The 24,975-nt window shown below is 58.9% G+C and carries 20 protein-coding genes and 4 tRNA genes; 3 read left to right on the top strand and 21 right to left on the bottom strand.

Going from position 1 to position 24,975, the window contains the following annotated elements; all coding sequences use genetic code 11:
* Positions 1-6: 6 nt before the first annotated feature.
* From rplB to P3M64_RS12620, 21 genes are all read right to left on the bottom strand, one after another.
* The gene (rplB, locus tag P3M64_RS12720) at positions 7-834 is read right to left on the bottom strand and encodes a 50S ribosomal protein L2 (RefSeq protein ID WP_132939139.1); all 828 of its coding nucleotides are present in this window, start codon (positions 832-834) and stop codon (positions 7-9) included.
* 6 nt (positions 835-840) lie between these two features.
* Positions 841-1,161 (bottom strand): 50S ribosomal protein L23, encoded by a 321-nt coding sequence (locus P3M64_RS12715; protein ID WP_132939138.1) that lies wholly within the window; start codon positions 1,159-1,161, stop codon positions 841-843.
* Positions 1,158-1,778: a 50S ribosomal protein L4 gene (gene rplD / locus P3M64_RS12710; protein ID WP_132939137.1), complete on the bottom strand. Its 621-nt coding sequence runs from the start codon at positions 1,776-1,778 to the stop codon at positions 1,158-1,160. The genes P3M64_RS12715 and rplD overlap by 4 nt, the downstream gene beginning before the upstream one ends.
* A gap of 6 nt (positions 1,779-1,784) precedes the next feature.
* Complete coding sequence (gene rplC, locus P3M64_RS12705; RefSeq protein ID WP_132939136.1) at positions 1,785-2,537, bottom strand: 50S ribosomal protein L3; 753 nt, start codon at positions 2,535-2,537, stop codon at positions 1,785-1,787.
* 11 nt (positions 2,538-2,548) lie between these two features.
* On the bottom strand, positions 2,549-2,857 hold the full coding sequence (gene rpsJ / locus P3M64_RS12700; RefSeq protein ID WP_132939135.1) for a 30S ribosomal protein S10: 309 nt from the start codon (positions 2,855-2,857) through the stop codon (positions 2,549-2,551).
* Positions 2,858-2,925: 68 nt separating this feature from the next.
* Complete coding sequence (gene tuf, locus P3M64_RS12695; protein ID WP_276157034.1) at positions 2,926-4,116, bottom strand: elongation factor Tu; 1,191 nt, start codon at positions 4,114-4,116, stop codon at positions 2,926-2,928.
* A 30-nt stretch (positions 4,117-4,146) separates the two neighbouring features.
* Positions 4,147-6,225, bottom strand: a complete 2,079-nt coding sequence (fusA, locus tag P3M64_RS12690) for an elongation factor G (protein WP_132940155.1) — start codon at positions 6,223-6,225, stop codon at positions 4,147-4,149.
* Between the two features lie 12 nt (positions 6,226-6,237).
* Entirely contained in the window at positions 6,238-6,708 is a 471-nt protein-coding gene (gene rpsG / locus P3M64_RS12685; protein WP_132940154.1) for a 30S ribosomal protein S7, read from the bottom strand.
* Between the two features lie 15 nt (positions 6,709-6,723).
* A complete protein-coding gene (gene rpsL, locus P3M64_RS12680; protein ID WP_132940153.1) occupies positions 6,724-7,095 on the bottom strand; it encodes a 30S ribosomal protein S12 in 372 nt (123 codons plus the stop codon).
* 380 nt (positions 7,096-7,475) lie between these two features.
* Positions 7,476-11,699 carry a DNA-directed RNA polymerase subunit beta' gene (rpoC, locus tag P3M64_RS12675; RefSeq protein ID WP_132940152.1) on the bottom strand — a complete coding sequence of 1,408 codons (4,224 nt, stop codon included), beginning with the start codon at positions 11,697-11,699 and terminating at the stop codon, positions 7,476-7,478.
* A 31-nt stretch (positions 11,700-11,730) separates the two neighbouring features.
* A complete protein-coding gene (gene rpoB / locus P3M64_RS12670) occupies positions 11,731-15,894 on the bottom strand; it encodes a DNA-directed RNA polymerase subunit beta (protein WP_132940151.1) in 4,164 nt (1,387 codons plus the stop codon).
* 284 nt (positions 15,895-16,178) lie between these two features.
* On the bottom strand, positions 16,179-16,550 hold the full coding sequence (rplL, locus tag P3M64_RS12665; RefSeq protein ID WP_132940150.1) for a 50S ribosomal protein L7/L12: 372 nt from the start codon (positions 16,548-16,550) through the stop codon (positions 16,179-16,181).
* Positions 16,551-16,602: 52 nt separating this feature from the next.
* Positions 16,603-17,121, bottom strand: coding sequence for a 50S ribosomal protein L10 (gene rplJ / locus P3M64_RS12660; protein ID WP_132940149.1), 519 nt, complete (start codon positions 17,119-17,121; stop codon positions 16,603-16,605).
* Positions 17,122-17,503: 382 nt separating this feature from the next.
* On the bottom strand, positions 17,504-18,205 hold the full coding sequence (gene rplA / locus P3M64_RS12655) for a 50S ribosomal protein L1 (RefSeq protein ID WP_132940148.1): 702 nt from the start codon (positions 18,203-18,205) through the stop codon (positions 17,504-17,506).
* Between the two features lie 4 nt (positions 18,206-18,209).
* On the bottom strand, positions 18,210-18,638 hold the full coding sequence (rplK, locus tag P3M64_RS12650) for a 50S ribosomal protein L11 (RefSeq protein WP_132940147.1): 429 nt from the start codon (positions 18,636-18,638) through the stop codon (positions 18,210-18,212).
* A gap of 97 nt (positions 18,639-18,735) precedes the next feature.
* Positions 18,736-19,266 carry a transcription termination/antitermination protein NusG gene (gene nusG / locus P3M64_RS12645; RefSeq protein WP_132940146.1) on the bottom strand — a complete coding sequence of 177 codons (531 nt, stop codon included), beginning with the start codon at positions 19,264-19,266 and terminating at the stop codon, positions 18,736-18,738.
* A 4-nt stretch (positions 19,267-19,270) separates the two neighbouring features.
* Positions 19,271-19,468: a preprotein translocase subunit SecE gene (gene secE / locus P3M64_RS12640; protein ID WP_132940145.1), complete on the bottom strand. Its 198-nt coding sequence runs from the start codon at positions 19,466-19,468 to the stop codon at positions 19,271-19,273.
* Positions 19,469-19,573: 105 nt separating this feature from the next.
* Positions 19,574-19,649, bottom strand: a tRNA-Trp gene (locus P3M64_RS12635).
* A gap of 122 nt (positions 19,650-19,771) precedes the next feature.
* Positions 19,772-20,962, bottom strand: coding sequence for an elongation factor Tu (gene tuf / locus P3M64_RS12630; RefSeq protein ID WP_276157034.1), 1,191 nt, complete (start codon positions 20,960-20,962; stop codon positions 19,772-19,774).
* Between the two features lie 99 nt (positions 20,963-21,061).
* Positions 21,062-21,135: transfer RNA gene (locus P3M64_RS12625), tRNA-Gly, on the bottom strand.
* Positions 21,136-21,310: 175 nt separating this feature from the next.
* Positions 21,311-21,396, bottom strand: a tRNA-Tyr gene (locus tag P3M64_RS12620).
* A gap of 169 nt (positions 21,397-21,565) precedes the next feature.
* Between P3M64_RS12620 and rlmB the strand changes: the two genes are divergently transcribed.
* From rlmB to P3M64_RS12605, 3 genes are all read left to right on the top strand, one after another.
* A complete protein-coding gene (gene rlmB / locus P3M64_RS12615) occupies positions 21,566-22,498 on the top strand; it encodes a 23S rRNA (guanosine(2251)-2'-O)-methyltransferase RlmB (RefSeq protein ID WP_132938369.1) in 933 nt (310 codons plus the stop codon).
* Positions 22,499-22,743: 245 nt separating this feature from the next.
* Positions 22,744-22,819 (top strand) — tRNA-Thr (locus P3M64_RS12610).
* A gap of 256 nt (positions 22,820-23,075) precedes the next feature.
* Positions 23,076-24,974: a sensor histidine kinase gene (locus P3M64_RS12605; RefSeq protein WP_132938370.1), complete on the top strand. Its 1,899-nt coding sequence runs from the start codon at positions 23,076-23,078 to the stop codon at positions 24,972-24,974.
* Position 24,975: the final 1 nt, after the last annotated feature.

Genomic DNA, 24,975 nt, shown 5'->3' with positions numbered 1-24,975 from the left:
CCCTCCTTACTTCTTGCTGTGACGGCGGCGCACAATCAGGCGATCCGTCTTTTTGTTGCTACGCGTGCGCTTGCCCTTGGTCGGCTTGCCCCACGGCGTGACGGGATGGCGGCCACCGGAAGTCCGGCCCTCACCGCCACCATGGGGGTGATCGATCGGGTTCATGGCGACGCCTCGAACGCTCGGGCGTTTGCCCAGCCACCGCTTGCGGCCGGCTTTGCCCAACTTGATGTTCTGTTGGTCCTGATTGGATACGGCCCCAATCGTGGCCATGCATTCGGCGCGAACCAGGCGCACCTCGCCGGAACTCAGCTTGATCTGGACATAGCCCTGATCCTTGCCGACGATCTGCACGTAGGTCCCCGCGGAGCGAGCGATCTGCCCGCCCTTGCCTTGTTTCATCTCGACGTTGTGCACGATCGTGCCGACCGGGATGTTCGCCAACGGCAATGCGTTGCCGGGCTTAATGTCCGAACCGACGCCGCTGACGACCTGATCGCCCGCGGCCAGCCGCTGCGGCGCCAGAATGTAGCGCTTTTCCTCGCCATAGTTGACCAGGGCGATAAAGGCGGTGCGATTGGGATCGTACTCGATCCGTTCCACGGTGCCGACCACGCCGATGTTATCGCGCTTGAAGTCGATAATGCGATAGCGCCGTTTGTGGCCGCCGCCGATACGCCGCGCGGTAATCCGCCCGGTGTTGTTGCGTCCGCCCTTTTTACGCAGGCCTTCGGTCAGCGTCTTTTCGGGCTTACCTTTCCAGAGGCTGGAACGATCCACCAGGACCAGACCGCGTTGGCTGGGCGTTGTGGGATTGAATTGTTTAAGTGCCATGATCGATCAAACCCCCGTCGTAACGTCGATCGAATTACCCTCGGCAAGGGTAACGACCGCTTTTTTGGTATCGACGCGCCGTCCGATACGACCCCGGAAGCGCTTGATCTTGCCCTTCGTCAGCAAGGTGTTCACGGCCGTCACTTTGACCTTGAACAAAAATTCGACAGCAGCGCGAATTTCCGGCTTGCAGGCGTCCAGAGGAACCTGAAAACAAACCTGGTTGAATTCCGAAACGAGCGTCGCTTTTTCGGTGATCACGGGCTGGCGAATAAGTTCGTACATCCGCTCTTTGGTGGGGTTGGCGATACCGCTGTACTTCCTCATTTCAGGCGCTCCACAAGCTTTTCCACCGCGGCCTGGGTCAGCACCAAGGTATCACGACGCAAAATGTCGTAAACGTTGGCCCCCTGGCTGGGAAGAACATCCACGCCGACAAGGTTGGACGCCGCGCGGGCGAAATTCTCATTCACGCTTGCGCCGTCGATCAACAACGTCGATCCCCACCCCAGTCCGGCCAATACTTTGGCCAGCGGTCCGGTTTTCGGCGCATCCAGATCAACATTATCGACGATGATCAATTTCCCCTCGGCCTGTTTGGCGGACAACGCCGTCTTCAAGGCGAGGGCGCGAACTTTCTTCGGCAGGGCGTGCGCATAGGAGCGCGGCGTCGGTCCGAACACGATACCGCCGCCACGCATCTGCGGCGCACGGCTGGTGCCTTGACGGGCACGACCGCCGCCCTTCTGGTTGAACGGCTTTTTGCCGCCACCGGATACTTCGCTACGGCCCTTGGTCTTATGGGTTCCGCCGCGGCGCTTGGCGAGTTGCCAATTAACGGCGCGCGCCAGAAGGTCGGCGCGTACCTGGAGACCGAAAATCGTCTCATCCAGATCGACGCTGCCGACTTTTTTGTTTTCGAGACTGATGACGTCGCACTTCATAACATCTTATTCCTTTGTCTCGGCTTCGTCGGCCACGGCCGACGCCTGGTCTGCGTCAAGCGGCGCATCGCTCGCCGCAACGTCCTGGGTGCGCACGCCCCCCGGAAAGGGAAGTCCTTCCGGAGCGACCTTCTTGACGGCGTCCGAAATCAACAGATATCCGCCCTTGGATCCGGGAACCGCGCCCTTGACCAGCAACAGACCGCGTGCATCGTCCGAAGAGACGACCTCAAGGTTCTGCGCGGTCACCCGAACGGCGCCCATGTGTCCGGCCATCTTTTTGCCTTTGAAGACCTTGCCGGGATCCTGACATTGACCGGTCGAACCGTGCGAACGGTGCGAAATCGACACGCCATGCGAAGCCCGAAGCCCACCGAAGTTATGACGCTTCATGGCGCCGGCGAACCCCTTACCGATGGTGGTGCCGACGACATCGACATACTGTCCTTCGACAAAATGCGATGGGATAAGCTCGGCCCCGACCTCGATCATGGCGTCCTCGGAAATCCGGAACTCGGCCAGTTTGCGCTTGGGCTCGACCTTCGCCTTGGCGAAATGGCCGCGCAAAGCCTTGGTCATGCGCTTCGCCTTGGCGGCGCCGACACCGAGTTGCAGGGCCGTATAGCCGTCCTTTTCGTTCATTTTTTGCGCAACGACTTGGCAGCCGTCAACCTTAAGAACGGTGACCGGAACGTGCGTTCCGTCGTCCTTGAAAAGGCGCGACATGCCAATCTTCTGCGCAATCAAACCGGTACGCATAGTCTTATCCCTTACAACTTAATCTCAACATCGACACCAGCGGCGAGGTCGAGCTTCATCAGCGCATCGACCGTCTGCGGCGTCGGATCGACAATGTCGAGAACGCGCTTGTGGGTGCGGATCTCAAACTGCTCACGCGACTTCTTATCAATGTGCGGCGACCGCAAAACCGTAAATTTCTCGATCTTGGTCGGCAGGGGTATAGGCCCGCGCACCTGCGCACCCGTTCTGCGCGCCGTATTGACGATCTCGCTGGCCGACTGATCGAGCACACGGTGATCGAAAGCCTTAAGTCGGATGCGGATATTTTGATTATCCATTTTTGGACCTATCTCCTTGGCCCCCGAACAAAACGGGGGCCGTTATCCCTACGTCTAAACGCTTAGATTTAAGCGATCACCTTGGCGACGACGCCGGCGCCGACGGTGCGTCCGCCTTCGCGGATCGCGAAGCGCAGGCCCTCATCCATGGCGATCGGAGCGATCAGCTCCACCGTCATCTGGATGTTGTCGCCCGGCATCACCATCTCGACACCGTCGGGAAGCGCCACCGAACCGGTCACGTCCGTCGTGCGGAAGTAAAACTGAGGACGGTAGTTGCTGAAGAACGGCGTGTGACGTCCCCCTTCGTCCTTCGTCAGAATGTATGCTTCCGCCTCGAATTTGGTGTGCGGCGTGATCGAACCCGGCTTCGCCAGGACCTGACCGCGCTCCACGTCCTCGCGCTTGGTGCCGCGCAAAAGAACGCCGACGTTGTCCCCCGCCTCACCCTGATCGAGAAGCTTGCGGAACATTTCAACGCCCGTGCACGTCGTCTTCTGCGTGTCGCGAAGACCGACAATCTCGATCTCCTCGCCAACCTTGATCACGCCGCTCTCGACGCGGCCCGTCACTACCGTGCCACGGCCCGAAATCGAAAACACGTCTTCGATCGGCATCAGGAACGGCTTGTCCTTCGGACGCTCCGGCTGCGGAATGTAGTCGTCAACCGCCTTCATCAGCTCCAAAATCGCTTCGCGACCCGTCGCCGCGTCGCTATCTTCAAGCGCCGCCAACGCCGAACCCTTGATGATCGGAATATCGTCGCCCGGAAAATCATACGACGAAAGAAGTTCGCGGATTTCCATCTCGACAAGCTCAAGAAGCTCCTCGTCGTCAACCTGATCAACCTTGTTCATGAAAACAACAATCGCGGGAACGCCAACCTGACGCGCCAACAAAATGTGCTCGCGGGTCTGAGGCATCGGACCGTCGGCCGCCGAAACAACCAAAATCGCCCCGTCCATCTGCGCCGCGCCCGTGATCATGTTCTTCACGTAATCGGCGTGACCAGGGCAGTCAACGTGCGCATAGTGACGGCTCTCCGTCTCGTACTCAACGTGCGCCGTCGAAATCGTGATCCCGCGCGCACGCTCTTCCGGCGCCTTGTCGATGTCCGCGTACGCCGAAAACTCGGCCCCGCCGCTCTCCGCCAAAACCTTCGTGATCGCCGCCGTCAACGACGTCTTGCCGTGGTCAACGTGGCCAATCGTGCCGATGTTGCAATGCGGCTTCGTACGCTCAAATTTTGCCTTACCCATCTTTCTTACTCCGTTCGTGCCCGGCTCTCATCAGCCGGCGAGTTTGGTCTGAATTTCCGCAGCGACCGCCTGGGGCACTTCGGAATAATTGGAAAATTGCATGCTGTATTGGGCGCGGCCCTGAGACATCGAACGCAAGGTGTTGATATACCCGAACATATTCGCCAGCGGCACCATCGCCGTGACGACGCGGGCGTTACCGCGCTGCTCCATATCGTTCACCTGACCGCGGCGCGAATTAAGGTCGCCGATGATGTCCCCCATGTATTCCTCGGGCGTGACGACTTCGACCGCCATCACCGGCTCAAGAAGTTTCGGCCCGGCCGCCCGCATACCCTCGCGGAAGGCCGCGCGGGCGGCGATCTCAAAGGCGAGAACGCTCGAGTCCACGTCATGGTAGGCGCCATCGAACAGGGTCGCCTTGAAGTCGATCACCGGGAAACCGGCGATGACGCCCGTATCGCAGGCGCTCTTGAGGCCTTTTTCGACTCCGGGGATATATTCCTTGGGCACGTTGCCGCCGACGATCTTGCTTTCGAAGACGAACCCGGAACCGACCTCGCCGGGCTCGAATTTGATCTTGACGCGCGCGAACTGCCCCGAACCGCCCGACTGCTTTTTATGGGTGTAATCGACGTCATGCTCTTTCGAGATGGTTTCCCGATACGCCACTTGCGGCGCGCCGACATTGGCCTCGACCTTGAATTCGCGCTTCATGCGATCGACGATGATATCGAGATGAAGCTCGCCCATGCCGGAAATAACGGTCTGTCCGCTTTCGATATCGGAAGCGACGCGGAAGGACGGATCTTCCGCCGCCAAACGCGACAACGCGACGCCCATTTTTTCCTGATCGGCCTTGGTCTTCGGCTCGACGGCGACCTGAATCACAGGATCGGGGAATTCCATCCGTTCCAAGATTACCTTGGACGACGGATCGCACAGGGTATCGCCGGTCGTGGTGTCTTTCAGTCCGGCCAGGGCGACGATGTCGCCGGCGCGGCATTCCTTGATGTCCTCACGAGAGTTGGAGTGCATCAACAACATCCGGCCGACACGCTCGCGCTTGTCCTTAACCGTATTTTGAACCGACGTTCCCGTCTCCAAAACACCGGAATAGACGCGAATGAAGGTCAACGAGCCGACGAACGGATCGTTCATAATCTTGAACGCCAGCGCCGCGAAAGGCTCGTCATCGGAATTGTTGCGCTCGATCTCTTCTTCGGTGCCCGCCTTGATGCCCCTGATCGCAGGCACGTCGGTCGGCGCGGGAAGATAGTCGATGACCGCATCGAGAAGTGGCTGCACGCCCTTGTTCTTAAACGCCGTCCCACACAAAATCGGGACGAAGGCGCTGTTCAACGTGCCCTTGCGGATACATGTGTTGAGGAGCGCCTCGTCGGGCTCGGCGCCTTCGAGGTAGGCCTCCATCGCGGCATCGTCTTGCTCGACGGCAAGCTCGACCAGGTCCTGGCGATACTGCGCCGCCTTGTCGGCAAGATCGGCCGGGATATCGAGATACTCGAACTCGGCGCCCAGGTTCTCGTTCTTCCAAACGATCGCCTTCATCTTGATCAGATCGACGACGCCGGCAAAATCCGATTCGGAACCGATCGGCAGTTGGGTGACAAGCGGAACCGCGCCCAGGCGGCTGACGATCATATCGACACAGCGATAAAAATCGGCGCCGGTGCGGTCCATTTTGTTGACGAAACAAATCCGCGGAACGCCATACTTATCGGCCTGACGCCACACCGTTTCGGACTGCGGCTCGACGCCGGCGACCGAATCGAAAACCGTCACCGCACCGTCGAGCACGCGCAATGAGCGTTCGACCTCGATGGTGAAATCGACGTGTCCCGGGGTGTCGATAATATTGATTTGATGATCTTTCCACGCGCAGGTCGTCGCGGCCGACGTGATCGTGATGCCGCGCTCTTGCTCCTGCTCCATCCAATCCATGGTCGCGGCGCCGTCGTGAACTTCGCCGATCTTGTAGGATTTTCCGGTATAAAAAAGAATGCGCTCCGTCGTCGTCGTCTTGCCGGCGTCAATGTGCGCCATGATGCCGATATTGCGATAGCGATCGAGAGGTACTTTACGAGACATAATCGCCACCTATTACCAACGATAATGCGAAAACGCTTTGTTCGCGTCCGCCATTTTATGCGTATCTTCGCGCTTCTTCACCGCGGCCCCACGATTGTTCGCGGCGTCGGACAATTCGCCCGACAACCGACCCACCATGGTATGCTCGGAACGCTTGCGCGCCATATCGACGATCCAGCGAATCGCCAACGCCTGACGGCGATCGTTACGTACCTCGACGGGGACCTGATAGGTCGCCCCACCGACGCGCCGCGAGCGCACCTCGACGGAGGGCTTCACGTTATCGATCGCTTCATGAAAAAGCTTCAGCGGGTCGCTGCCCAGCTTCTGTTCCATGACGTCGAAGGCCCCGTACACGATACGCTCGGCGACGGACTTTTTGCCGTCGAGCATCAGGGAGTTCATGAATTTGGTGACCACCAGATCGCCATACTTGGCGTCGGGAAGAATTTCGCGCTTTTCGGCGGCGTGACGACGAGACATCTTATGACCCTACCCTTACTTAGGACGCTTGGCGCCGTATTTGGAACGGCGCTGACGACGACTGGACACCCCTTGGGTATCCAAGGTGCCGCGGATGATATGGTAACGCACACCGGGAAGATCCTTGACGCGACCGCCACGGATCATGACAACCGAGTGCTCTTGGAGGTTATGACCCTCGCCCGGAATATAGCTGGTAACTTCAAACCCGTTGGTCAAACGGACACGCGCAACCTTGCGAAGCGCCGAGTTCGGCTTTTTCGGCGTCGTCGTATACACGCGCGTGCAGACACCGCGCTTCTGAGGACACGCCTCAAGCGCCGGAACTTTATTGCGCACGACGGGAGCCTTGCGCGGCTTACGGATCAACTGGTTAATAGTCGGCATACCATTCTTTCCATTCACATACGCACAGCGCCGGGGCAGCCCGGCAACCATGCGATAACCGCCAATAGAATGGGAGCATCCCTGACCTATCGGCGGTGTTTCCCGGCGTCCAATTCGACGCCGCTATGTTAAAAAACGCTAACTCAGTCAAGATTGCGTCTAAGCCGCTTGGGCTTACCACCAACCCCCTGAGAAGGGCCGCATACTATGCAGGACCTCCCCCCCCGTCAAGCAAAACAATTGGTTTTTCCCCGCCGCCTACGCAGTTTACGCGCACAGCCCATGGATGATTCCATGGAAAACGCATAAAAACGGCGGAATTCCTCGTATATTCAAGGAATTCCGCCGTTTTTCGGATCGTCCATATTTATATGGGCCGGTCAGTCGGAAAGGCCCGATTTTCCAGCGTTGGCGCCCTCGTTCGCGACATCCGCGGCGAACAGGTTTTCCGCCGTGATCTCGTCGGCGACCTCGACCTCGGCGCTGGGCGGTGGCGCCAATTCGGCGTCCCGCTCGGCCGCCACCGCACGCAGACGGTTCATCACCGACCCCGTACCCGCCGGGATCAAGCGCCCGACGATGACGTTTTCCTTGAGCCCGATCAAGCTGTCGTGCTTGCCGGACACCGCGGCCTCGGTAAGCACCCGAGTCGTTTCCTGGAACGACGCGGCGGAGATGAACGACTGGGTCTGCAACGACGCCTTGGTGATACCCTGAAGCACGGGATTCGCCTCGGCGGGACGTTCGCCTTCTTCGAGCAACTTCGCATTGGTGATGTCGAATTCGATCTTGTCCACCAATTCGCCAACCAGATAGGTGGTGTCTCCGGGGGCCGTGATTTCGACTTTCTGCAACATTTGCCGGGCGATCACTTCGATATGCTTATCGTTGATCTTAACGCCCTGCAGACGATAGACGTCCTGAATTTCGTCAACCAGATATTCGGCCAGCGCCTCGACGCCGAGAACCGCCAGAATATCGTGAGGCACGGGGTTGCCATCCATCAGGGGGTCGCCGACCTTAACATAGTCGCCTTCCTGAACGCTGATGTGCTTGCCCTTGGGAATAAGGTATTCCCGAGGCTCGCCATCGCCCTCTGTCGGAACGACGATAATCCGCCGCTTGTTTTTATAATCCTTGCCGAATTCGACACGCCCTTCGATTTCACTGATGATCGCATGGTCTTTCGGCTTGCGCGCCTCGAACAGCTCGGCGACGCGCGGCAGACCGCCGGTAATGTCGCGGGTCTTGGCGCTTTCGCGGGGAATACGCGCCAACACATCGCCGGCATGGACCTTCTGGCCGTTTTCCACCGATAACACCGAATCGACCGACAGGAAGTAGCGTGCTTCCAGGCCGTTATCCAAGGCCAGCAATTCACCGGCGTCGTCACGCAGCGTAATACGCGGCTTAAGATCGCCGGCCTTGGGCTGCAGGGACTTCATATCGACCACGATCTTGGACGAAATACCGGTGGCTTCGTCCATTTGCTCGATCAGGGTGACCCCTTCGAGAAGATCGACGTAGTTCACCACGCCTTCCTTTTCGGTGATGATCGGCAGGGTGTAGGGATCCCATTCCGCCAAGCGGTCGCCGCGCTTGACGACCGCCTTGTCGGCGACCATCAGCTTCGCGCCGTAAGGAATGCGATGGCGCGCCCGTTCGCGCTTCTGGCTGTCGAGCAGGACGACCTCGGCATTGCGCGTCATCACGATCAACGCTCCGTCGGAGTTTTTCACCGTGGTGCAGTTCTCCAGCCGCGCCTTGGCGTCGGCCAGGGCTTCGGCGTAGGATTGCTCGGAACCGCGCTGCGCCGCGCCGCCGATGTGGAAGGTGCGCATGGTCAACTGGGTGCCCGGCTCGCCGATCGACTGCGCCGCGATCACGCCGACCGCCTCGCCGACGTTGACCCGCGTGCCCCGCGCCAGATCGCGGCCATAGCACGAGGCGCAGACGCCGATCTTGCTTTCGCAGACCAGCGGCGAGCGGATTTTCATGCTCTCCACTTCGGCCTCTTCAAGCCGACCCGCGATTTCCTCGTCGATGAGAACGCCCTTGGCGACGAGCACCTCGCCACCGGTCGGGTGGAGAACATCTTCACCCGCGGTACGACCGAGAACCTGTTCGGAAATCGGCGAGATCGTCTCGCCGCCTTGAACGATCGGGCGGGCGATGACGCCAAGGTCGGTGCCGCAATCTTCATCGTAAATAATGCAGTCCTGGGCGACATCGACCAAGCGACGCGTGAGGTACCCCGAGTTGGCGGTCTTCAGCGCCGTGTCGGCGAGTCCCTTGCGCGCGCCGTGGGTCGAATTGAAGTATTCGAGAACGCTGAGGCCTTCCTTGAAGTTGGCGATAATCGGCGTTTCGATGATCTCGCCCGATGGCTTGGCCATCAGGCCGCGCATGCCGGCGAGCTGCTTCATCTGCGCCACCGAGCCACGGGCGCCGGAGTGCGCCATCATGTAGACCGAGTTGATCGGAACGCCCGGTTTGTCGATCGACAGCTCTTTCATCATGGCGTCGGAAACCAAATCGGTGCAATGCGCCCAAGCATCGACGACCTTGTTGTATTTTTCGCCCTGGGTAATCAGGCCGTCTTGATATTGCTGCTCGTATTCCTTGACCTTTTCGTCGGTCTCATTGACCAGTTTTTCCTTCGAGGGCGGGATCACCATATCGTCCTTGCCGAACGAAATCCCGGCGCGGCACGCGTTGGCGAAGCCGATTCCCATCAGACGATCGGCGAAAATGACCGTTTCCTTCTGGCCGCAATGGCGGTAGACGACGTCGATGACGCTGGAAATTTCCTTCTTTGTCATCAGCTGATTGATCAGCTCGAACGGCACCTTGGGGTGACGGGGCAGAAGCTCCGACAAAATCATCCGGCCCGGCGTGGTTTCGGTGCGGATGATCTTCGGCTTACCCTCGGAATCGACCGTTTGAAAGCGCGCCGTGATCTTGGCGTGCAGACTCAAGATACCGGTATCGAGGGCCAATTGCACCTCGCCCTGATCGGCGAAGATCATGCCTTCGCCCTTCTCGCCTTCACGCATCATGGTCATGTAGTACAGCCCGAGGATGATGTCCTGCGAGGGGACGATGATCGGCTTTCCGCTGGACGGGCTGAGGATGTTGTTGGTGGACATCATCAGGACGCGGGCCTCAAGCTGGGCTTCCAGCGACAACGGCACGTGAACCGCCATTTGATCGCCGTCGAAATCGGCGTTGAACGCGGTGCACACCAGCGGGTGCAATTGAATCGCCTTGCCTTCGATCAGCTTCGGTTCGAACGCCTGAATGCCCAGTCGGTGAAGGGTCGGGGCGCGGTTCAACATCACCGGGTGTTCGCGAATCACTTCTTCCAGGATATCCCACACCTCGGGGCGCTCTTTTTCGAGCATCCGCTTGGCGGCCTTGATGGTCGGCGCCATGCCGTACAGTTCGAGCTTCGAATAAATGAACGGCTTGAACAGTTCGAGCGCCATTTTCTTAGGCAATCCGCACTGATGGAGCTTCAACTCCGGCCCCACCACGATCACCGAGCGACCCGAATAATCCACGCGCTTGCCCAGCAAGTTCTGACGGAAGCGGCCCTGCTTGCCCTTCAGCATGTCGGACAGCGATTTCAACGGGCGCTTGTTGGCCCCGGTGATGGCGCGGCCACGGCGACCGTTATCGAACAGGGCGTCCACCGATTCCTGCAGCATGCGTTTTTCGTTGCGCACGATGATTTCCGGCGCGCGCAGTTCGATCAAGCGCTTCAAGCGGTTGTTACGGTTGATCACACGACGGTACAGATCGTTAAGGTCGGAGGTCGCGAAACGGCCGCCGTCGAGCGGCACCAGCGGGCGCAATTCGGGCGGGATCACCGGAACGACTTCCAGGATCATCCATTCGGGGCGGGTGTTCGAGGCGATAAACGCCTCGACCAGCTTCAGGCGTTTCACCAGCTTCTTGCGCTTGGCCTCGGAATTGGTTTCCTTGAGTTCGACCTTGAGGGTCTCCAATTCCGTTTCCAAGTCGATCGCGCACAGCATTTCGCGAATCGCCTCCGCGCCGATGCCGACCTGAAAGGCGTCCTCGCCATATTCGTCGAGGGCGTTCTGGTACTGTTCCTCGGAGAGTAATTCATGGAGCTTCATCGGGGTCAGGCCGGGCTCGACGACGACGTAGTTTTCGAAATAGAGAACCCGCTCCAAGTCCTTCAAGGTCATGTCGGTAAGCAGGCCGATGCGCGAAGGCAGAGACTTCATAAACCAAATATGCGCCACCGGCGAAGCCAGATCGATATGGCCCATACGCTCGCGCCGGACCTTTTGCAAGGTCACCTCGACGCCGCACTTCTCGCAGGTGATGCCCTTGTATTTCATGCGCTTATACTTACCGCACAGGCACTCGTAATCCTTCGTCGGGCCGAAGATGCGGGCGCAAAACAAGCCGTCGCGCTCGGGCTTGAAGGTGCGGTAGTTGATCGTCTCGGGCTTCTTGATTTCGCCGAACGACCACGAGCGGATTTGCTCGGGCGAGGCGATCGAAATTTTCATGTGATCGAAACGCTGCGTTCCGGTGACCTGCCCGAAAACCTTCATCAATTCGTTCATGGGATATCTCTCCTTGAAAGGGGGTTTCGAGTCAGTTCAATTCGACGTTCAGGCCGAGCGCCTGAAGTTCTTTGACCAGAACGTTGAACGATTCGGGGATGCCCGCCTCGAACGAATCGTCGCCGCGCACGATCGCTTCGTACACCTTGGTGCGCCCCGACACGTCATCGGATTTCACCGTCAACATTTCCTGTAGCGTGTAGGCCGCGCCGTAAGCTTCGAGCGCCCACACTTCCATTTCACCGAAACGCTGGCCGCCGAACTGCGCCTTGCCGCCCAGCGGCTGCTGGGTGACCAGCGAGTACGGGCCGATCGAACGGGCGTGGATCTTATCATCGACCAGGTGATGAAGCTTAAGCATGTAAATGTAACCCACCGTGACCTTGCGATCGAACGGCTCGCCGGTCCGCCCGTCGATCAGGGTCACCTGACCGGAGGTCTCCAATCCGGCCTTGCCGAGCATATCGGCGATATCTTCCTCGCGGGCGCCGTCGAACACCGGGGTGCCGATGGGAACGCCGGCGCGCAGGTGGCCCGCCATTTCCAGGATCTGACCATCGTCCAAGGGGGCGATTTTCTCGGTGTATTCATCGGCGTAAACGTCGTTGAGCACCGCGCGAATTTTGCTTGTATCGCCCGAACCGTCGGCCCTCGCCGCATCCAGCATTTCGCCAATTTGCAAACCGAGGTTGGCGCACGCCCAGCCCAGATGGGTTTCCAAAATCTGCCCGACGTTCATACGCGACGGCACGCCCAGCGGGTTGAGCACGATATCGACCGGACGTCCGTCTTCGAGGAACGGCATGTCTTCCATCGGCATGATGCGTGAAATGACACCCTTGTTGCCGTGGCGACCGGCCATCTTATCGCCGGGTTGCAGCTTGCGCTTCACGGCGACGAAGACCTTGACCATCTTCATCACGCCGGGGCTGAGATCGTCGCCACGTTGCAGTTTATCGACCTTGTCTTCAAAACGTTCCTGCAAGGCCGCGATGCTGGCTTCGAACTGCCCCTTCAAAATTTCGACGTCGTTCATCGCCTGATCGTCGGCGACGACGATCTGCGATTGCTGGCCGGGCGTGTATTGGGCCAAAATTTCCTCGCCGATAACGGAACCGGCCTTGATCCCCTTGGGGCCGGACACGACTTTCTTGTCCAGCAATAGGGCCTTCAGGCGCGCGGTGAAGCTGCGCTCCAAAATCGCCCGTTCATCGTCGCGGTCCTTCGCCAAACGTTCGATTTCGGCCTGTTCGATGGCCATCGCGCGTTCGTCCTTTTCGACGCCGCGGCGCGAGAACACGCGAACATCGACGACGGTTCCGGCGACCCCCGGCGGCAGACGCAGCGAGGTGTCGCGCACGTCGGTGGCCTTCTCACCGAAGATCGCGCGCAGCAGTTTTTCTTCCGGGGTCATCGGGCTTTCGCCCTTCGGCGTCACCTTACCGACCAGAATATCGCCCGGTTTGATTTCGGCGCCGATGTAGACCATCCCCGCCTCGTCGAGGTTCTTCAATGCCTCCTCGCCGACGTTGGGAATGTCGCGGGTAATTTCTTCCTGGCCCAGCTTGGTGTCGCGGGCCATCACCTCAAACTCTTCGATATGGATCGAGGTGAAGACGTCGTCGCGCACGATGCGTTCGGAAATCAGGATCGAATCCTCGAAGTTGTAGCCGTTCCACGGCATGAACGCGACCAGCACGTTCTTGCCCAAGGCCAGATCGCCCAACTCGGTGGATGGGCCGTCGGCGATGGTGTCGCCGGCTTCGACCCGGTCGCCGACCTTGACCAACGGACGCTGGTGCAGGCAGGTGTTTTGGTTCGAACGTTGGAACTTCAGCAGGTTGTAGATATCGACGCCCGACGCCGAGTGCGAGGTTTCCTCGGTCGCCCGCACGACGATGCGCGTGGCGTCAACCTGATCGACCACCCCGGAACGGCGGGTGACGATGGTCGCCCCCGAATCGCGGGCGACGGCTTCCTCCATGCCGGTGCCGACCAGCGGCGCCTCGGCGCGCAACAGCGGCACCGCTTGGCGCATCATGTTCGACCCCATCAAGGCGCGGTTGGCGTCATCGTTTTCCAGAAACGGTATCAGCGCCGTCGCCACGGAGACCAGCTGCTTGGGCGAAACGTCGATGAACTGGATGTGCTCCGGGGTCACCATCACGAAGTCGCCGGCCTTGCGGCAACTCACCATATCGTCCCCGAAGCGCCCCTCGTCGTCGAGCTTGGCGTTGGCCTGGGCGATTACGTAACGCGCCTCTTCCATCGCCGACATGTAGACGACGTCATCGAGCAATTTACCGTCTTCAACCTTACGATACGGGCTTTCGATGAAACCGTACTTGTTGACGCGCGCGAAGGTCGCCAGCGAGTTGATCAGGCCGATGTTCGGACCTTCCGGCGTTTCGATCGGACAAATCCGGCCGTAATGGGTCGGGTGCACGTCGCGCACCTCGAAACCGGCGCGCTCGCGGGTCAAACCGCCCGGCCCCAACGCCGACAGACGGCGCTTGTGGGTGACTTCCGACAACGGGTTGGTCTGATCCATGAACTGCGACAATTGCGACGAGCCGAAGAACTCACGCACCGCCGCCGACGCCGGCTTGGCGTTGATCAGATCGTGAGGCATCACGGTATCGACATCGACCGAACTCATCCGCTCGCGGATCGCCCGCTCCATGCGCAACAAACCGACGCGATATTGGTTTTCCATCAGCTCGCCGACCGAGCGCACACGGCGGTTGCCAAGGTGATCGATATCGTCGATTTCGCCGCGACCATCCTTCAGATCGACCAGAATGCGCACCACTTCGAGAATATCTTCCCGGCGCAACACGCGCATGGTGTCGGGCACGTCCTCGAAACCACAACGGGCATTCATCTTGACCCGACCAACCGCCGAAAGGTCGTAGCGTTCGGGGTCGAAGAACATGCTGTTGAACAACGCCTGCGCCGTCTCCAGGGTCGGCGGCTCGCCGGGGCGCATGACGCGATAGATATCGATCAGGGCTTCTTCGCGGCTGGTGTTCTTGTCCACCGCCAGGGTATTGCGGATGTAAGGGCCGACATTGACGTGATCGATCGCCAGAGTCGCGATCTCGCTGACGCCGGCGGCGTCAACCGCCTCCATGATTTCCTCGGTCAATTCGTCGCCGGCTTCGGCAAAAATTTCACCGGTGGCGGCGTTGAACAAATCGACCGCGGCATAGCGTCCGATCATCTCCTCGCTGCTCACCAAGATATCGCTCAACCCACCTTCGACCATCTGCCTTAACTTGCGTGGGGTCAGTTTTTCGCCGGCCTCGGCGGCGACTTTGCCGGTTTTGGCGTCGATCAGATCCTGGGTCAGCTTGACGCCGCGCATGCGCTCGCCCTGGAAAGGCGTTTTCCAACCCTTCGCCGTGCGCGTAAACATTACCTGATCGTAGTAGTAGTTGAGGACTTCCTCCGGGCTCATGCCCTGCACTTCGAGGGTGTCGAGGATTTTGCCCTCCGCCTCCAACGCGGCGCGTTTCTGCACCGTCTGGGCGCTGTCCAGCGCCATCAGAAGAGTCGTTACCGGCAACTTGCGACGCCGATCGATGCGCACATAGACCAAGTCCTTGGCGTCGAATTCGAAGTCGAGCCAAGAACCGCGATAAGGAATGATCCGCGCCGCGAACAGGAACTTACCCGAGGAATGGGTCTTGCCCTTGTCGTGATCGAAGAAGACGCCTGGGGAGCGGTGCATCTGCGAGACGATCACCCGCTCCGTGCCGTTGACGACGAAGGTGCCGTGGCGGGTCATCAGCGGCATGTCGCCCATGTAAACGTCTTGTTCCTTGATGTCGCGCACCGAGCGCGCGCCGGTTTCCTCATCGACGTCCCAGACCACGAGACGCAGCGTCACCTTCAAGGGCGCGGCGAAAGTGATGCCGCGCTGTTGGCATTCCTCGACGTCATATTTCGGAGTTTCGAATTCATAGCCGACATATTCCAAGGTGCCGTGTTCGGAAAAATCTTGAATCGGGAAAACCGACTTGAAAACCTCCTGCAGGCCGGTATTGGTGCGCTCATCCTGGGGGACGTGCTGCTGCAAAAACGTCTCATAGGACGTTTTTTGGACCTCGATCAGGTTGGGCATTTCGACGGCGGCGGCGATCCTGCCAAAATCCTTGCGAACGCGCATACGCCCAGTATATGACAAACCCATGATACACCCTATTTTTCAAACGGTTAACCCGCCCCTCACGAACATCGGGAGAGACTCTTCACCCCGAGAGGGGCCTCAAACGCAAAAAACCCGGCGCGCACCCGCCCCCTCAGGGGCCCCGAATGAGTGCATCGTCGAGCTGGCGCATCCACTTTTCCGGCTTCGGCAGGCCAATGCGTGTGGACGCGGACTTTAAATTTTAGAGATGGCGGCGGTACGCATCGCGGTAGCCGCCGCCACCTAAAATAATTTCACCCAAGGACTTTCGCCCATGGGCGAAAAAATTATTTGACCTCGACGCCAGCGCCGGCGGCTTCGAGCTTGGTCTTGATCTCGTTGGCTTCGTCCTTGGTCACGCCTTCCTTGACGGGCTTGGGCGCGCCTTCGACCAGATCTTTCGCTTCCTTGAGGCCCAGGCCGGTGATGGCGCGGACTTCCTTAATCACGTTGATCTTCTTATCGCCGATCGAGGCCAGGATAACATCGAATTCGGTCTTTTCTTCGGCGGCTTCGGCGGCAGGCGCGCCGGCGGCGGCGACCGCGACCGGAGCGGCGGCGGAAACGCCCCATTTTTCTTCGAGCATTTTGCTCAGTTCGGCCGCCTCGAGGACGGTCAACGCGGACAGGTCTTCAACGATCTGCTCTAGATTAGCCATGAGTAGTGTCTCCTAAAATTGGCTTGAACGGTATTTAAATGGAGGTCCGGCACTAAGCCGCTTCACCCTTTTGAGAATAAGCGCCGATGACCCGAGCCAACTGACCCGCGGGCGCGGCGGTAACGCCGGCGATACGGGTTGCGGGCGTCGAGATCATGCCGACGAGTTTGCCGCGCAGTTCATCGAGCGAAGGCAGCGTCGCCAGGGACTTGACGGCTTCGACGTCAAGCACGTTGGCGCCCATCGCCCCACCCATGACAATGAGCTTGTCATTGGTCTTGGCGAAGGACACTGCGATCTTGGCCGCGGCGACGGGATCGGCGGAATACGCCACCCCGGTCGGGCCGGTGAACATGTCGGTCAGATTCTCGTACGCTGTTCCTTGAAGGGCGAGACGCGTAATCCGGTTCTTGGTCACTTTAAAGCCGGCACCGGCTTCACGCATTTTGTTACGAAGATCGGTGATCTCGCCGACGCTCAACCCGGAATAATGGGTGACGACGACAAGGTTCGATCCCTCGAACACCTTGCGCATAGTGCCGACCAGTTCTTCTTTTTGCGAACGGTCCACAGAACGTCTCCAGTTCTCGTGACGCGGTCCCGATTTCGGTTTGGGATCCGGCGCCGTTGCACGTAAACGACCTTCACTCCTCGCAGAGGAAAACGAAGGCCCCGGTATCCTGTCCAGTGCAACTGTTCAAGCCGCTTCGTCGTTTCCAACGGGAAACAAAAAAAACGCTAAACGCACCGTCTGTGCAGGCGGAAACCCATTAAACCCCACGCTTGGGGAACCTACAGTCTTGGACAGGTTTGAAAACGCACTCGCCTTCGCGTCTTTTGCGAAAACGCCTTGGGAACTTCATCGCCCCCACGAAACAAAAGCGAACACATTTTCGAGCCCCTCCGCGCCGTAACGCGAAGGGGCCATCTCATAGTCGATCTCAGGCCCGCCGTCAACCCTCGCCGGCGATCGCGCCCAGATCGAGGCTCAGGCCCGGCCCCATGGTGGAGCTGAGGGAAACCTTCTTCAAATAGGTTCCCTTGGCGCCGGAGGGCTTGGCTTTGTTGATCGCATCGATAAAAACGCGAACGTTTTCCAGAATTTGCTCTTCGCTGAAACTCGCCTTGCCGACCCCGGCGTGAATCACACCGGCTTTTTCGACGCGAAATTCAATCTGACCGCCCTTGGCGTCCTTGACCGCCTGAGCGACGTCCTGGGTCACGGTGCCCAGCTTCGGGTTCGGCATCAGGCCGCGCGGCCCCAGGACCTTACCCAATTTGCCGACGACGAGCATCATATCCGGGGTCGCGATGCAGCGATCGAAATCCATTTCGCCGCCTTGGATTTTCTCCGCCAAATCGGCATCGCCGACGATGTCGGCGCCCGCATCAAGGGCTTCCTTGGCCTTGTCGCCTTTGGCGAAAACCGCGACGCGCAGCGCCTTGCCGGTGCCGTTGGGCAGAGACACCACGCCGCGCACCATTTGGTCGGCATGCTTGGGATCAACGCCAAGGTTCATGGCGATCTCGATGGTTTCGTCGAACTTAGCCGTCGCGTTTCCCTTGATCAGCTTCACCGCCTGGTCGAGGGCGTAACTTTGGCTACGGTCAATTTTTTCTTTCGCCTGCTGAAGGCGTTTTCCATGCTTCGCCATTGTCTTACTCCACCACGTCCAGGCCCATCGAACGGGCCGAGCCAATAATCATCTGCACCGCGCCGTCGATATCGGCGGCGTTTAAATCGACCATTTTCTGCGCGGCGATTTCACGGCATTGCTCCATGGTCACCGACCCCACGGTCTGGGTCCCGGTGGTTCCCGCGCCCTTGGTGATCTTGGCTGCTTTTTTCAGGAAGAAGCTCACCGGCGGCGTTTTGGTGATAAAATCAAAGGAGCTATCCTGATAGGCCGTGATAACCACAGGGATTGGCATTCCCTGCTCCATGCCCTGCGTGCGGGCATTGAACGTCTTGCAGAATTCCATGATGTTTAGTCCAGCCTGACCCAACGCTGGGCCAATCGGCGGGGACGGATTTGCGGCGCCCGCGGGCACCTGTAACTTGACGATCGCTTTTACTTTTTTAGCCATTATGAATCCTCAGATTTCCTGTCTGTGCTTCTGAGACGGCGTGGTCCGACCATGGCTGGCCTCCCACACGACGAAGCGGCGTTACGCCGCACGCACCTCAGGCCTTTTCGACCTGGGTGTATTCTAATTCGACCGGGGTCGCCCGGCCAAAAATACTCACTGCGACCTTGAGGCGGGCGCGCTCCTCGTCAACTTCCTCGACCAAACCGTTGAAGGACGTGAACGGGCCGTCGCAGACGCGAACCTGCTCGCCGACCTCGAATACGATCGAAGGTTTGGGCCGATCGACGCCTTCTTGAACCTGATCGATAATGCGTTGCGCCTCGCGCTCGCTGATCGGCGTCGGACGATCCTTGGACCCGAGAAAACCACTAACCTTCGGCGTGTTCTTGACCAAATGCCAGCTCTCGTCGTTCATTTCCATTTTCACCAGGACGTAACCCGGGAAAAATTTACGTTCCGTATTGACCTTGGCGCCGCGACGAACCTCAACCACCTCCTCGGAAGGAACGAGAACCTTTTCGAGAAGATCTTCCATCCCCGCCTGACGGGCCTGCTCCTCGATCGATTGAGCGACCTTTTTCTCAAAGCCGGAATAGACATGCACGACGTACCACTTTTTCGCCATGGACTTATCCTCCCAGACCGAAAATCAGTTTCACGCCAAAGGCCAAAATTTGGTCAACAAGAAAGAAAAAAATTGCCGACACGATGACCATGACAAAAACCATCGCCGTCGAAACCATGGTTTCTTTGCGCGTCGGCCACGTGACCTTCGAGGCTTCCTGGCGCACTTCGCGCATAAACTGTGCTGGGTTGGTTTTCGCCATCTTGTCTAACTTACCACTCTAATTCAGGCCGACCCAATTCGGTCTTCGATGCACCGGCGGACCTTGTGAAAAAGCGCTCTTTCACCAAGAACGCATATCGTAAAATGGCAGGGGCACCAGGGCTCGAACCCGGGACCTGCGGTTTTGGAGACCGCCGCTCTACCAACTGAGCTATACCCCTACTGTGTATCCGAGGGCCTTCCCATAACGGAGAAGGGACAGGACGAGGCGCGCCCCTCCTGCCCGAACCGCTCAGCGCGGAAAGAGGGACATACCCCCTTCCCGCGCCAAAGTCCAGTATGTTTAAGCGATCACCTTGGCGACGACGCCGGCGCCGACGGTGCGTCCGCCTTCGCGGATCGCGAAGCGCAGGCCCTCATCCATGGCGATCGGAGCGATCAGCTCCACCGTCATCTGGATGTTGTCGCCCGGCATCACCATCTCGACACCGTCGGGAAGCGCCACCGAACCGGTCACGTCCGTCGTGCGGAAGTAAAACTGAGGACGGTAGTTGCTGAAGAACGGCGTGTGACGTCCCCCTTCGTCCTTCGTCAGAATGTATGCTTCCGCCTCGAATTTGGTGTGCGGCGTGATCGAACCCGGCTTCGCCAGGACCTGACCGCGCTCCACGTCCTCGCGCTTGGTGCCGCGCAAAAGAACGCCGACGTTGTCCCCCGCCTCGCCCTGATCGAGAAGCTTGCGGAACATTTCAACGCCCGTGCACGTCGTCTTCTGCGTGTCGCGAAGACCGACAATCTCGATCTCCTCGCCAACCTTGATCACGCCGCTCTCGACGCGGCCCGTCACTACCGTGCCACGGCCCGAAATCGAAAACACGTCTTCGATCGGCATCAGGAACGGCTTGTCCTTCGGACGCTCCGGCTGCGGAATGTAGTCGTCAACCGCCTTCATCAGCTCCAAAATCGCTTCGCGACCCGTCGCCGCGTCGCTATCTTCAAGCGCCGCCAACGCCGAACCCTTGATGATCGGAATATCGTCGCCCGGAAAATCATACGACGAAAGAAGTTCGCGGATTTCCATCTCGACAAGCTCAAGAAGCTCCTCGTCGTCAACCTGATCAACCTTGTTCATGAAAACAACAATCGCGGGAACGCCAACCTGACGCGCCAACAAAATGTGCTCGCGGGTCTGAGGCATCGGACCGTCGGCCGCCGAAACAACCAAAATCGCCCCGTCCATCTGCGCCGCGCCCGTGATCATGTTCTTCACGTAATCGGCGTGACCAGGGCAGTCAACGTGCGCATAGTGACGGCTCTCCGTCTCGTACTCAACGTGCGCCGTCGAAATCGTGATCCCGCGCGCACGCTCTTCCGGCGCCTTGTCGATGTCCGCGTACGCCGAAAACTCGGCCCCGCCGCTCTCCGCCAAAACCTTCGTGATCGCCGCCGTCAACGACGTCTTGCCGTGGTCAACGTGGCCAATCGTGCCGATGTTGCAATGCGGCTTCGTACGCTCAAATTTTGCCTTACCCATCTTCTTTTCCTACTGCTCACAGGCTTCCAGAAAAACCACTAAAACCACACGCATCATCAAACCGGACCAACCGGGAAAACCGATCGAACCAGAGCGCCTTGGAGCGGGTGAAGGGAATCGAACCCTCGTCGTAAGCTTGGAAGGCTTCTGCTCTACCATTGAGCTACACCCGCAAACTCCAAGATGCCCGGCCAACGGGCGCTTCGATCCGAGGCCGCAACGCCGCTTCGCGCCCGCCCCATGTGTCCCGACCCGTGTGCTTCGACCCACGTCTGTGCTTCGACCCACGTCTGTGCTTCGACCCACGTCTGTGCATCGACCCACGTCCAAGCCCCCGCACTCATGTGATGGTGGAGGGAGTTGGATTCGAACCAACGTAGGCGTACGCCAACGGGTTTACAGCCCGTCCCCTTTAGCCACTCGGGCATCCCTCCACGGCTCATCACACACACGCCGGCGCGCCGACGATGCGAACGAGCGCACTATGAGGATTTAGACCGCATTGTCAACTTTCAAAATACCCCAAAAGCGGTTCAATCATCATTTTATTTTCAAAATTTCGGTTTTGCTTGTCGCCGCCATCGCCCCGGCTTAAAAGAGGCCATGGCGAAACGAAAACGCAGAATACCGAACGCAGGGAAACCTCCCCGTCATACGGCGGATAATGCCCCATGGCCGCCCCATGGCCGCCCCGACGAGACGGTGGGCGCACCGCGCGAGGGAACGCACGCGCGCACGCGCGGCGCGCTTTGGCTCTATGGCGTCCACGCCGCCTTGGCGGCGCTCGCCAATCCCCAGCGGGTGATCTATCGCGTCGTAACCTCGGCGCAATCGAGCCTCGATGGCGACGCCAATGGCGCCGCCGAAATTGGCGAAACGAACGGCGCCGCCGCCCGGCCCAAGGCGGAGATCCGCGACCGCCGCGAAATCGACGCCCTGCTGCCCCCGCACGCCGTCCATCAGGGGATTGCCGTACAGGCCGAAATGCTGCCTGTCGTAAGCATAGAAGATCTCTGTCATGACCTTCGACGCGAGCCGGCGACGGCGGGTGATACGGCGGGTGATGAAGCTCGGCGACAGCACGTCGTCGTCGTCCTCGATCAAGCCACCGATCCGCAAAACATCGGGGCGGTGATCCGTTCGGCCGCCGCCTTCGGCGCCGCGGGGGTCGTCATCCACGACCGCCATGCCCCGGACGTTACCGGGGCCATGGCCAAGGCCGCCTCGGGGGGCGTCGAAAAAATTCCCCTGGTGCGCGTCACCAATCTGGCCCGCGCCCTGGACTATTTGAAAGGGGCGGGTTTTTGGTGCGTCGGTCTCGACGGGCACACCGACAAGATGCTTACCGACGGCGTCCTCGAAGGCGGCGACATCGCCCTTGTTCTCGGCGCCGAGGGGCAGGGGCTGCGCCGCTTGACCCTGGAGACCTGCGATCTCGTCGCCAAAATTCCGATGAGCGATGCGATCGAAAGTCTGAACCTTTCCAATGCCGCGGCGATCGCCTTGTACGAATTCGCCAGAACCCGCCGCACGTAACCGAATCGCGACCGAGCGCGCCTCGAAATCTTTTCCATGCGCGATAGATGCAGACGTTGACCGGGGCCGCGCTCCGGCCTTATAAAGGCGCGCGCCACGGTGACGTCGCTCGTGGATTGACTCCGGCTTTTCGATCCCGAAACGTCGGGTCGCTTCATGCGGTTGTCTTTTTGATAGGGTTTGATTTTCTTCAACAAAACGACCCGCCTGTCGGCGGATTCTTTTGTCTCAGTCAAACCCCTAGGGCCGGCTTAGCTCAGTTGGTAGAGCACCTGATTTGTAATCAGGGGGTCGCGGGTTCAAATCCTGCAGCCGGCACCATCCTTCCTGCGTATTCCCATTTCCCGTCTACGTACCGTATCCCAAGCCGGCCTTTCGTGTCGGCGCTCCGGCGCAAGATTTCCGGACACGAATTTCCGTTGGCGATAAAACCGCCTAGGCGTAGAGTTGCAAAATTAAAAATTCCGCCATGGGCAGACCCTATGTCCCGGCGGAATATCGTGCTAATACATTACTCTAATGAAAGGAAACCCTCACGCTCACCATCGTTTTTTCAATCTCGATTTCTGGATAAATTATGGAGAAAATCGGCTCGATATGGCGCAAAACAAGCACACGTTTCTTCATGATGATCGTGCTGATTTTGACGCCCTTGATCGTGGATATGTTTTATCAGGTCTATGTCCACCGCCAAGAGCAGTTGGAAAAAATCCGCGCCGACGTGGAAAGTATCTCCTCTTTGGTCGCCAAGGAACACCTCTCGCTGTTCAATTCCGCGCGCGAAGTCCTCGTCGCCCTCAGTCAAATTCCGCAAATTCGTGGCCATGACACCGCGGCGTGCTCGAAAATCCTGACCAATGTCGGGGCTCGATTTACCCAATACACCAATTTTTCCAAAGTCGATTCCACGGGACATATCGTGTGCAGTTCGACGCCGATGGACAAACCGGTGGACGCCTCAAAGGGAATCAATATTGTCGATGCGTTCGACAAAGGGGTTTTTTCTCTTAGCGGGTATCGCATCGGCCGTCTTACGGGAAAGCCGGTGATTGTCTTTTCGCAACCCATATTTTCCGCCGAGGGACAGGTCACCGGCACGGTCAACAGCGGATTGAACTTGAACTGGCTGAGCGCCTACCTTACCGATCTGTCGATCCCCGACAAGGCCAGCGTGACCGTCTTCGACCGCAAGGGCGTCGTCTACGCCTCCTACCCCAGCGGCCACCTTAAGATCGGCGTCTCGATCGCCCAAACCCCTCTCTTCAAATCCGTGATCACGGAAACCGGAGCGCAATACGCACGCTATAACGATCCGAAAATGGGGGAGATGTTGGTCGGCTTTCGTGAGGTGCGCAATGTCCCCGGGGGCGTTTTCATCACCACCGACATCCCCAAGTCCGTCGTCCTGGCCGGAATCGAAAAGACGACATGGGAACACGTTATTGTGGTTTTTTCCGTCATCGTCTTGAGCGTCTTGCTTGGATGGGTCCAATTTCACCTCATTTTCGGACGCTGGATCGAACGGTTGGCGGCCATGGCCCAGCACCTGGCGCAGGGTGATTTTTCGGCCCGCGCCCACGTCCCCTACAGCCAGGGAGAGTTGGGCGCGCTCGCCCACGCCTTCGATTCCATGGCGGAGCGCTTGCAAACCCACGATCAGGTCTTGCGTCAAGCCAAGGATAACGCCGAACACGCCAACCATGCCAAATCCGTGTTCCTCGCCAATATGAACCATGAACTGCGCACCCCGCTTAATTCCATCAACGGATTCGCGGAAATGATGGAATTGGAGATGTTCGGCGCCCTCCCCGCACAGTACAAGGAATACGTCAAAAACATTCATTCCAGCGCCGTGCATCTGGGTGGCGTCATCGATGACATTCTCGATATGGCCAAGGTGGAAACGGGAAAAATAGAACTTTCTGAAAAGGAGGTCGATGTTCCCCTCTTGATCGAGGACGCCCTGTTCATGGTCCATCGCATGGCCAAGGAAAACGGAGTCAAGCTGAAGCTCAACATCGATCGGAGCTGCTTCCTCATAGGCGATCCGATACGCCTCAAGCAATGCATCCTCAACCTGTTGTCCAACGCCATCAAATTTTCCCCCGGCGGCAGCGTCACCATCGCCACCCGATGCGAAGCGGGGTTTATTCTGGAAGTTCGCGACACCGGCATAGGGATGACCGCCGACGACATCAAAATCGCCCTGCAACCCTTCGGTCATGCCGAACAACGCGCCTTTACCCGACGTTTTCAAGGAACCGGACTGGGCCTACCGATCACCAAACAGTTGATTGAAATTCACGGTGGTGAATTGATCATCGAAAGCGAGATCGGGCGCGGCAGCACGGTCACCATTCGCCTCCCCACAGAGCGCGTATTCAAGCCCCCATCCCCGTCCGCCGGAGCGACGCGGGACGATGCGCCCAAAAATTCCCAAAAAAATTCCGCCGCAAACGAAGACCGAGACGAATAGT

The sequence above is a fragment of the Varunaivibrio sulfuroxidans genome, from assembly GCF_029318635.1.
Classification (GTDB): Bacteria; Pseudomonadota; Alphaproteobacteria; order Rhodospirillales; family Magnetovibrionaceae; genus Varunaivibrio; species Varunaivibrio sulfuroxidans.
This window is presented reverse-complemented; position numbering and strand designations above follow the sequence as displayed.